11 protein-coding genes are annotated in these 10313 nt (G+C 65.8%); 5 read left to right on the top strand and 6 right to left on the bottom strand.

The genetic code is table 11. The annotated features are described in order from the left end of the window. Nucleotides 1-71: 71 nt before the first annotated feature. Nucleotides 72-716, bottom strand: a complete 645-nt coding sequence (locus SSA01S_RS15490; RefSeq protein WP_058715919.1) for a YitT family protein — start codon at nucleotides 714-716, stop codon at nucleotides 72-74. 106 nt (nucleotides 717-822) lie between these two features. Beyond that, nucleotides 823-1356, bottom strand: coding sequence for a hypothetical protein (locus tag SSA01S_RS15485; protein WP_058733397.1), 534 nt, complete (start codon nucleotides 1354-1356; stop codon nucleotides 823-825). A gap of 197 nt (nucleotides 1357-1553) precedes the next feature. Between SSA01S_RS15485 and SSA01S_RS15480 the strand changes: the two genes are divergently transcribed. The 3 genes from SSA01S_RS15480 to SSA01S_RS15470 all read left to right on the top strand — a co-directional run bounded on the left by SSA01S_RS15480 (nucleotide 1554) and on the right by SSA01S_RS15470 (nucleotide 5087). Continuing rightward, entirely contained in the window at nucleotides 1554-2321 is a 768-nt protein-coding gene (locus SSA01S_RS15480; protein ID WP_061781097.1) for a helix-turn-helix domain-containing protein, read from the top strand. Nucleotides 2322-2407: 86 nt separating this feature from the next. Beyond that, nucleotides 2408-3169 carry an alpha/beta fold hydrolase gene (locus SSA01S_RS15475; RefSeq protein ID WP_061781096.1) on the top strand — a complete coding sequence of 254 codons (762 nt, stop codon included), beginning with the start codon at nucleotides 2408-2410 and terminating at the stop codon, nucleotides 3167-3169. 76 nt (nucleotides 3170-3245) lie between these two features. Then, nucleotides 3246-5087, top strand: coding sequence for a M2 family metallopeptidase (locus tag SSA01S_RS15470; RefSeq protein WP_061781095.1), 1842 nt, complete (start codon nucleotides 3246-3248; stop codon nucleotides 5085-5087). A gap of 117 nt (nucleotides 5088-5204) precedes the next feature. Here SSA01S_RS15470 and SSA01S_RS15465 read toward each other — a convergent pair whose 3' ends face one another. The 4 genes from SSA01S_RS15465 to SSA01S_RS15450 form a co-directional block, all read right to left on the bottom strand. Then, nucleotides 5205-5639 (bottom strand): hypothetical protein, encoded by a 435-nt coding sequence (locus SSA01S_RS15465; RefSeq protein WP_156477847.1) that lies wholly within the window; start codon nucleotides 5637-5639, stop codon nucleotides 5205-5207. A gap of 74 nt (nucleotides 5640-5713) precedes the next feature. Beyond that, nucleotides 5714-7150 (bottom strand): AMP nucleosidase, encoded by a 1437-nt coding sequence (locus SSA01S_RS15460; protein ID WP_061781093.1) that lies wholly within the window; start codon nucleotides 7148-7150, stop codon nucleotides 5714-5716. A gap of 80 nt (nucleotides 7151-7230) precedes the next feature. Then, nucleotides 7231-7449 (bottom strand): hypothetical protein, encoded by a 219-nt coding sequence (locus tag SSA01S_RS15455; protein WP_061781092.1) that lies wholly within the window; start codon nucleotides 7447-7449, stop codon nucleotides 7231-7233. Between the two features lie 122 nt (nucleotides 7450-7571). Continuing rightward, entirely contained in the window at nucleotides 7572-8051 is a 480-nt protein-coding gene (locus SSA01S_RS15450) for a peroxiredoxin (protein ID WP_061781091.1), read from the bottom strand. 123 nt (nucleotides 8052-8174) lie between these two features. On the opposite strand from SSA01S_RS15450, the gene SSA01S_RS15445 reads away from it, so the two are divergent. Beyond that, on the top strand, nucleotides 8175-8738 hold the full coding sequence (locus SSA01S_RS15445; protein WP_061781090.1) for a YqgE/AlgH family protein: 564 nt from the start codon (nucleotides 8175-8177) through the stop codon (nucleotides 8736-8738). 142 nt (nucleotides 8739-8880) lie between these two features. Continuing rightward, entirely contained in the window at nucleotides 8881-10299 is a 1419-nt protein-coding gene (gene ahcY / locus SSA01S_RS15440) for an adenosylhomocysteinase (protein WP_061781089.1), read from the top strand. Nucleotides 10300-10313 lie beyond the last annotated feature (14 nt).

Here is a 10313-nt window from a genome sequence, read left to right as displayed (position 1 = left end):
TTTCGAGAGGTCGACACCCCTCCGTCAGGCCTGACGGCCTGCCACCTCCCCTGCAAGGGGAGGAAAAGGATTTAACGCCCCATATACAATCCCGGCCGGTGCCAGGCGAAGAGGATCAGGCTGATCGCCGCCGCGCTGATCGCCGACCACATCATTTGCGGGCCCGAGACCACCGGGATCGCCATCGCCAGGATGACGACGTCGAGCGCGACTTGGGTCATGCCCATATTCCAGCCGCGCTTGCGATAGAGCCAGATGGTGATGACCCCGGTGCCGCCGACCCCGGCCTGATGCCGGGCGAGCGCCAGGATGCCCATGCCGATCACGGTGCCGCCGACCAGCGCGGCAAAGGCCGGGTGCACCCCGTCGACATGCACCGACACCCGGGTGATCGCCGAGGCGACGCCAATGCCGATATTGACCAGCACCGTCTTCACCGCGAACCGTGCGCCCATCACCTTGTGCGCGAACAGAAAGAAGGGGATGTTGACCAGCGTGAACAGCACGCCTGCGGGCAATGGCAGCAGATAAGACAGCAGCAGCGCCACGCCTGCGATCCCGCCCGTCACCAGCCCCGCCGCCTTCAGGAACATCAGCCCGACGATCAGCAACGTCACGCCGATAAAGATCGCATAGGCGTCTTCCAGCAGGCTATGCGGACGCCCGATCGGGCTGGGCGGCAGGGTTTCGGCAGGGGAAGCGGTCGCTGCGGTCATCGAGGGTCCGGGTCAAGGGTCCGGCATCCGCTCCTGATGGCCCTGCTTCTTGGCGGCAGAGGGGAAGCCCTTACCGCAATCGAACCGAAACGCCAATTCCCCGACGTTATCGCAGCATCAGCCAGCCCAGGCCGATCATCACGGTCAGCGCATAGAGCCCGCCCTTGGCGCGCAGCAGATAGTTCGCGCCCAGCACCCCCGTCGCGGCCAGGGCACAGGCCGCCACCCGGTCGGCGGCGATCCACTCCAGCGTGACGAGCGCGCCGATCATGTTCGCCGCGGCGTTGAGCGCTATCCACAGATAGGAAGGGAAGACGCCGATCGAGCCGATCAGCGGCATCTTGATCGTCGCGAAACCGCGCATCGTGCCGGGAAACAGATCGGCCGCCAGATGAAAACCGACGCCGAAACCCAGTCCCGCCGCGACCGGCCAGGTCCGCAGGTCGAGCGTCGCGATGTAGAAGGGCAGGACGCTGTGCACCAGCGCGCTGCGATGCTGAAGCTGGAGCGGCGTGTCGAGATCGGGGAGCCGTGTACCCGCCGCCGTCGCCGCCGCCACGGTCGCGATCAGCATCCACGGCCCGCCCCCACCAGCAAAGGCCAGGATCACTGCCAGAAGGAGAAACAGGGCGGCTGCCATGGACGGCGGCTACCGGCTTGTACTCCTTTTGTCCATAATCGGGACTCAGAGTTCCGCAGAAAAAAGCACGGATTCCCGCCATTTTGCCGCGATGTGATGACACAGGGACTCACCCGTCGAGCGGCGGAACCTTCGGTAGGGCAAGGTACAATTTTTTGAGGGTGGCGGCGTAGGTCCGCCACGGCATAGTTCGCCCCATGACGATGCAGGGCAAAGCGGGCGTTGCGGCGCTGACCGAGCGGGAGAAGCACACTCTGCGCCTGATCGTGCGAGGGCATGACGCCAAGTCGATCGCGCGCGAGTTGAACCTGTCGGTCCATACGATCAACGAACGGCTGCGCGATGCGCGGCGCAAGCTGGCGGTGTCGAGCAGCCGCGAGGCGGCGCGGATGCTGCTGGAGGTCGAGGATCGGCCACCGCCCCCCGATTCTATCGGGGACACGCCAATCGGGGAGGATCGGTCGGGCCCGATCACGCAGGAAGATCCGGCGCCGGACATCGGCGCGAGGCGCGGCATCCGCCGCCCTCGGATCATCATCGGAGCGACGCTCATGACCCTTGCTCTCAGCCTACTGGCCCTTGGTGGCCTTACCCATATGACCTCCGCACCGCCGCAAACGGCTTCGACGGTGGCCGCCGATCCGGCGGTGGTGGAGGTCGCACAGCGTTTCCTGCAACTGATCGACCAGGGCCGCTGGGCCGACAGCTATCACCTGACGACGACCAGCTTCCGCCAGCTCAACACCGAACAGGTCTGGGCCGCCACGTCGGAAAAGGTGCGGACGCCCCTGGGCAAGACGGCGTCGCGGACGCTGCTCAGCCAGGACGATATTCCCGCACCGCCCGCCGGCTATCGGATGGTGCGGTTCACCACTCGCTTCGGCGCCTCGGCGGCGATCGTCGAGACACTGACACTGGAACGCGAGAAGGGTGAATGGCGGGTGGCGGGGATCTATGTGGGCTAGGGTGTTGCGGCCGTAACAAAGGTCCACATTCCGCCCGATCCGCGTTAGGAAGCCGCCACCCCGCCTTCCAACCGGAGACCGAACCCTTGGCCGATACCACCCCCGAAACCCGCTTCTTCGACAGCTTCGACGGGACGCCGATCGCGTGGCGCGAGATGGGGGAGGGGCGGCCCTTGGTGCTGATCCATGGCTATTTCTCCGACGCACAGACCAACTGGATTCGCTATGGCCACGCCGCCGCCATCGCCGCCAAGGGTTACCGGGTCATCATGCCCGACCTGCGCGCGCATGGAGAAAGCGGCAAGCCGCATGATCCCGCCGCCTACCCCAAGGACGCGCTGACCCGCGACGGCCATGCGCTGATCGAGCATCTGGGGCTGACCGATTACGATCTGGGCGGCTATTCGCTGGGCGCGCGAACGGTCAGCCGGATGCTGGCAACCGGCGCGGAGCCCGGCAAGGCGATCTTTGCGGGCATGGGGCTGGAGGGGCTGCTCCACACCGACCGCCGGGTGGAGCACTTTACCAATATCCTCACCCGGCTCGGTGAGCATCCGCGCGGCACGCCGGAATGGATGGCCGAGGCGTTTCTGAAGACGACGGGCGGCGATCCGGTGGCGCTGCTCCATATCCTCCAGACTTTCGCCGACACGCCGCTATCGGCGATCGAGGGCTTCGTCCTGCCCGCGCTGGTCGTGGCGGGGGTCGATGATTTCGACAATGGCGCGGCGCTCGATCTGGCGGAGGTCCTGCCGCGCGGCCGCTATGTCGAAATTCCCGGCAATCACATGAGTTCGGTGACCAAGCCCGAGCTGGGCGCGGCGATCGCGCAATTCCTCACCGCTTGACGGCGGCGGGCAAAGCCGCGCAACTGCGCGCGATCCGCCCCGTTTCGAGGGCGATTCAGGACTTTAGGGGACCAGCATGATCCGTTCCGCCGTGTCGGGCACCGTACTCGCCTTCGCGCTCGCCAGCGCCGCGCACGCCCAGACCGCTCCGACGCCCGCCGCGCCTGCGGCCCAGCCCGCGCCGACCGTCGCGGCGGCCGACGCCTTCGTCGCCGAGGCGGAGAAGACGCTCGCCGAGAAGTCGGTGGGCGCGCAGCAGATCGCCTGGGTCAACGCGACCTATATCACCGACGACACCGATGCACTCGCCGCGGCGTCGGGTGCGGAGATGACTGACCTCGCCGTCCGTTACGGCCTGCAGGCGGCGCGCTATCAGGCGCTGCCGGGCCTGTCCTATGACACCAAGCGCAAGCTCGACCTGCTGCGCGGCGGCATCACGCTGCCCGCGCCGACGACACCGGGTGCTTCGGCGCAGCTGTCGATGCTGACCACGCGCATGTCCTCCTCCTATGGCAAGGGCAAGGGCGTGCTGAACGGCCAGCCGATCAACGGATCGGACATCGAGGCCGCGATGGGCAGTGAGCGCGATCCGGCCAAGCTGAAGGAGATGTGGGTCAGCTGGCACGACAATGTCGGTGCGCCCATGCGAGCGGACTATGCGCAGATGACCGGCCTCGCGAACCAGGGCGCCAAGGAACTCGGCTATGCCGATGCGGGCGCGCTGTGGCGTTCGGGCTATGACATGCCGCCGGAGCAGTTCGCGCAGCTGACCGACAAGATCTGGAGCGAGCTGGAGCCGCTGTACAAGGCGCTGCACACCTATGTCCGCTGGAAGCTGAACGAGAAATATGGCGATGCGGTGCAGGCCAAGACCGGCCCGATCCGCGCCGACCTGCTCGGCAATATGTGGGCGCAGGAATGGGGTAATATCTATGACCTGGTCGCCCCCAAGGGCGCGGGCGATGTCGGCTACGACACCGGCGAGTTGCTGAAGGCCAAGGGGTACGACCCGATCAAGATGGTGAAGACGGGCGAGGGTTTCTATTCCTCGCTGGGCTTCGCGCCCCTGCCGCAGACTTTCTGGCAGCGCTCGCAGATCGTGAAGCCCGCCGATCGTGACGTCATCTGCCATGCCTCGGCCTGGGATATCGACAATCTGGACGATATCCGCATCAAGATGTGCACGAAGGTCAATGCCGACGACTTCGTGACCATCCATCACGAGCTGGGCCACAATTATTACCAGCGCGCGTACAAGAACCAGCCTTTCCTCTACAAGAACGGCGCGAATGACGGCTTCCACGAGGCGATCGGCGATACCGTCGCGTTGTCGATCACGCCCGATTATCTGGTGAAGATCGGCCTGCTCGATCCCGCGAAGGTGCCCAGCGCCGACAAGGATATCGGCCTGCTGCTGCGTCAGGCGATGGACAAGGTGGCGTTCCTGCCCTTCGGCCTGCTGATCGACAAATGGCGCTGGGGCGTGTTCTCGGGCCAGATCCCGGCCAGCCAGTATCAGGCGGGCTGGGATGCCCTGCGCCTGAAATATCAGGGCGTGGTGCCGCCGGTCGCGCGGGACGAAACCAAGTTCGATCCGGGTGCCAAATACCATATCCCGGCGGGCGTGCCCTATGCGCGCTATTTCCTGGCGCGGGTGCTCCAGTTCCAATTCTACAAGGCGGCCTGCGATCAGGCGGGCTGGAAGGGCCCGCTGCACCGCTGCTCCTTCTATGGCAACAAGAAGGTCGGCGAGAAGCTGAACGCGATGCTGGCGATGGGCCAGTCCAAGCCGTGGCCAGATGCTTTGCAGGTCTTCACCGGCAGCCGCGAAATGTCGGGCAAGGCGCTGGTCGAATATTTCGCGCCGCTGAAAGTCTGGCTTGACCAGCAGAACAAGGGCAAGCCACAGGGTTGGTGAGGCCTGCCTCTCCCCAAGCCATGCTTGGGGAGAGGGTGTTTGATGGGGCATAGCCGCTTACGGCGTCGCCCCGCCCCGAAATCTCACCCTCGTTCAGGCTGAGCGGGGGCAGGGCAATCAATCCTTCTTGCTGTCCTTGTCCCGCTTTGCGCTGCTTCCCTTGAGCGACAGCAACGCTGCGGTGAGCCCGGCCGCCGCCGCCAGACTACCCAGGATCGAGGCGACGCCCCATTTGCCGCCGACCCTTTCCAGCCCATGCTTGCCCAGTACCGGCGCGGGGGCGGGCTTGATCGCGGCGGGCTTGCGCGGTGGCGCCTTACGCGGGGCGGTTCGCTTGGTCGAGCGGGGCTTGGGCGGAGCCTTGGGCTTGGCCGGGGCCTCGGTCGCGGGGGTTTCGGTGCCCTCGACCGGTTCGACCGCAGGCATGGCGTCGTCGGTCACTGGCTCGACCTTGGCCACGGGCCGCTTGCGTGGGGCAGGCGTCCCTGCGGCCTTGGGCGTGGCGCGGCGGCGGGGCGGGCGTGGTTTTTTCGGGTCCGTGGTGTCGACCATGACGAAATCCCCCATTTAAAACAAAGCAGCTTCGGTTCGTCACCGTAACGCTTGCGCCCGCCCCCGGTTGCCGATCAGCGGAAGGGCGGCTCGTTGAACGCGCGTAGCTTGCGGCTGTGCAGCTTGTTGCCCTCGCGACGCAGCTGTTCGCAGGTTTCGATGCCGATCCGCATATGCTCGCTGATCGCGCGCTCATAGAAGCGGTTGGCCTGGCCTGGCAGCTTCAGCTCGCCGTGCAGCGGCTTGTCCGACACGCAGAGCAGCGTCCCGTACGGCACGCGGAAGCGATAGCCCTGCGCCGCGATCGTCGCCGACTCCATGTCGATGCCGACCGCGCGGCTGAGCGAGAAGCGCAGCGCCGACTTGGAGTAACGCAGCTCCCAGTTGCGGTCGTCGGTGGTGACGATGGTGCCGGTGCGCAGGCGACGCTTCAACTCGTCGCCTGACTGTCCCGAGACGATCTCGGCGGCCTTGGCGAGCGCGACCTGCACCTCGGCGATGGCGGGCACCGGGATTTCGGGAGGCAGCACGTCGTCCAGCACATGATCGTCGCGCAGGTACGCATGGGCGAGCACATAGTCGCCGATCCGCTGGCTGGGACGAAGGCCACCGCAATGGCCGATCATCAGCCACGCCTCGGGCCGCATGACCGCAAGGTGGTCGCAAATCGTCTTGGCGTTGGACGGACCGACGCCGATATTGACCAGGGTGATGCCGGTGCCGTCCTTGGCGACCAGGTGATAGGCGGGCATCTGGTGCCGCCGCCACGCGCTGTCGGTGACGATCTTGTCGACATCCTCGGGCCGCTCGATGACGATGCCGCCCGCGCCCGACAGGGCAGTGAAGCGCGACCCTTCGCCCAGCTGCGACGCGCCCCAGCGAACGAATTCATCAACATAGCGGTGATAGTTGGTGAACAGCACGAAGCGCTGGCAATGCTCGGGCGGGGTGCCGGTATAGTGACGCAGCCGCGCGAGCGAGAAGTCGGTGCGCAACCCGTCGAACAGCGCCAGCGGCCGGTTGCCATCGGCGGTCATCCACAGCCCGTCGGCGATCTCATCACCGATATGCGCCAGCTCGGTTGCGGGGAAGAAGCGTGCCAGCTCGGCCGCCGACACCGTATCCAGGCTCAGCGCATGGCCGGGGTCGAGGACGTAAGGGAAAGGGATTTCCTGACGGCCGGGCACCGCCTCGACCGAAACATCGTAATCCTCGATCAGAAGGGTCAGTTGCTCGATCAGATAATCCCGGAACAGGGCGGGCTTGGTAACGCTGATCCGATAATCGCCGGGTGACACGAGGCGGCCGAACGAGCGCATCGGGGCAGGGCGGCCGCCTTCGCCGCGATAAATCAGCCGGATTTCCGGGTAGGCGAAGCAGCCATGCGCGCGGTCTTCCGGCGTCGGCGTGGTGCCATCACGAAGATAGAGTGTCAGCGCCTCCTTCAGACGCGTGACGGAGGCGGTATAGAGGCGGTCGAGTTCCTCGACGATCGTTGCGGCTTGAGTCATCGTTCAGAGCTAAGCCCTGATTGTGACAGTGGCAAGCGCGCGGACGACCGGGATCGTCCGCGCGTGCCTGGGCGCGCGGGTCAGGCGCCGTGAATGGAGTTTTCGTCGTCCGAAGGGCTGCGCAGCTTGGACGCGCCGAACGCGGCACCCGCGACCGCAGCGGCCACACCCGCGGCGATTCCAGCGGCGGCATAGGGGTGTTCCTTCACCTTGCCACCTGCGGCCTTGGCCGCGCCTTGCGCCTTTTCGGTGAAGCTCTTGGGCGCTGCCTGCTTTTCGGGGGGGACATAGGTGGTCATGGCCAGTGCTCCTCTCTCGTTTCCGTCCACGTTAGCTGAAAACGCCGCTACGGCCAGCGCTGTTCCGCCCCCGATCCGACCGGCCGTGCGCTTCGCCGGATCGGGAGCAGGCCAGCATCGCGTCAGAGCGCGCCCAGGAGATACTCGGCCGAGCTGACCTTGAACTCGCCCGGTGCCTCGACGAACAGCTGCTCGACCACGCCGTCATTGACCAGCATCGCATAGCGCTGGCTGCGCGTGCCCATGCCGAATTTCGAGCCGTCCATCGTCAGGCCGACCGCCTTGGCGAAATCAGCATTGCCGTCGGCCAGCATCGTGATCGCGCTCGCCGCATTGGTCTGGCCCCAGGCCTTCATGACGAACACGTCGTTGACCGAGGTGCAGGCGATCTCGTCCACCCCTTTGGCCTTCAGCGCGTCGGCCTGGGCGATGAAGCCCGGCAGATGCTGGGCCGAGCAGGTGGGGGTGAAGGCGCCGGGCACCGCGAACAGCGCGACGCGCTTGCCCGCGAAGAAATCGGTGGTGCTGACCTGTTCCGGGCCATCGGGCGTCGCCTTGACCAGCGTGGCGGCGGGGATGTGGTCTCCGACCTTGATCGTCATGATGCTTCGTCCTGCGGGAAAAGGCCTCGGCAGGGTGCCGGGCTTGCGCGGGCGCTCATGGGGCAGGACGTGCCGCGATTTCAAGCATGGCGAGCGGGCGTGGTGATCCCTATAGTCGGGTACGTGGATCAACTGACTTATCTTTCCGGCCAATTCCTGCTCGCCATGCCGGGCATGGCCGATCACCGTTTCGACCATGCCGTCATCGCCATGTGCGCGCATGACGAGGGCGGGGCGCTCGGCATCGGGCTGGGCGCGACGATCGACGGCATCGGCTTTCACACGCTGCTCGACCAGTTCGAGATCCCGCATGGCGACGCACCGAACGCGCCGGTCCATTATGGCGGCCCGGTCGAGCCGCGCCGGGGCTTCGTGCTGCACAGCCATGACTGGCAGGGGCAGGACAGCGTCGATGTCTGCGGCCTGTGGGTCCTGTCCAGCACCGTCGACGTGCTGCGCGCCATCGCCGACGGGCGCGGCCCGGAGCGTTGGGTCGTGGCGCTGGGCTATGCCGGATGGGATGCGGGCCAGCTGGAGGAGGAACTGCGCGAGCCCGGCTGCTGGTTTACTGTACGCGGCGAAGGTGACGTGCTGTACGACGTTTCGCCCGACGACCGGTGGCAGGCCGCGTTCGGTGCGGCGGGGATCGATCCCCGTTTGCTGGTGACGGGCGGTGGCACCGCCTGAGCCGCTCCGAAGGCGGAAACACTGAAGCATATAAAGATATCTTTATATTTGATCCCTAAGGCGATCACCGCTAAGGCGGGCGCCGTGCCGATCGGCGTGCGCGCCACGTCTTGGTCGGCCCCATTTTGCACGGAGTTTCGTCGTGTCCACGACTGCCGCCACCAAGAACGATTACGTCATCAAGGACATCAGCCTGGCTGATTTCGGCCGCGCCGAGATCAAGATTGCCGAGACCGAGATGCCCGGCCTGATGGCCCTGCGCGACGAATTCGGCGCTGCTCAGCCGCTCAAGGGCGCGCGCATCACCGGCTCGCTGCACATGACGATCCAGACCGCCGTGCTGATCGAGACGCTGACCGCGCTCGGCGCCGATGTGCGGTGGGCGACCTGCAACATCTATTCGACCCAGGACCATGCCGCCGCCGCGATCGCAGCGTCGGGCGTGCCCGTCTTTGCCGTGAAGGGCGAGACGCTGGCCGAATATTGGGACTATGTCGGCGACATCTTCACCTGGGACGGCGACGTCGAGGGTCAGACCGCCAACATCATCCTGGACGATGGCGGCGACGCGACCATGTTCGCGCTGTGGGGCGCCAAGCTCGAAGCCGGCCAGACCTTCGGCGACCCGGAGAATGAGGAAGAGGTCGAGTTCCAGCGTTCGGTCAAGGCGTTCATCGCCAAGAAGCCGGGCTATCTGACGCAGACCGTCAAGAACCTGAAGGGCGTGTCGGAAGAGACGACCACCGGCGTTCACCGCCTGTACGAGATCGCGAAGAAGGGCGAGCTGCCTTTCCCGGCGATCAACGTCAACGACTCGGTCACCAAGTCGAAGTTCGACAACCTGTACGGCTGCAAGGAATCGCTGGTCGACGCGATCCGTCGCGCCACCGACGTCATGCTGGCGGGCAAGGTTGCTGCGGTCGCCGGTTTCGGCGACGTGGGCAAGGGCTCGGCCCAGTCGCTCCGCAATGGCGGCGCGCGTGTGCTCGTGACCGAAATCGACCCGATCTGCGCGCTGCAGGCGGCGATGGAAGGCTTCGAGGTCGTGACCATGGATGAGGCCGTGAAGCGCGCCGACATCTTCGTCACCGCGACCGGCAACGCCGACGTCATCACCGCCGATCACATGAAGGCGATGAAGCCCATGTCGATCGTCTGCAACATCGGCCACTTCGATAGCGAGATCCAGATCGCGGCGCTGTCGAACTACAAGTGGACCGAAGTAAAGCCGGGCACCGACCTGGTCGAGTTCCCGGACGGAAAGCAGATCATCGTGCTGGCCAAGGGCCGCCTGGTGAACCTGGGCTGCGCGACCGGCCACCCCAGCTTCGTGATGTCGGCCTCGTTCACCAACCAGACGCTCGCCCAGATCGAGCTGTGGACCAAGGGCGAGAACTACAAGAACGAAGTCTACGTCCTGCCGAAGCACCTCGACGAAAAGGTTGCCGCGCTCCACCTCGAAAAGCTGGGCGTCCAGCTGTCGAAGCTGTCGGAGAAGCAGGCTGCTTACATCGGCGTGCCGGTGGAAGGCCCGTTCAAGCCGGATCACTATCGCTACTGATCCCGCTTTCCGGC

The organism is Sphingomonas sanguinis NBRC 13937, from assembly GCF_001591005.1.
Taxonomy (GTDB): domain Bacteria; phylum Pseudomonadota; class Alphaproteobacteria; order Sphingomonadales; family Sphingomonadaceae; genus Sphingomonas; species Sphingomonas sanguinis.
The sequence above is the reverse complement of the archived record's forward strand: the minus strand, read 5'-3'. Positions and strand labels throughout refer to the sequence as shown.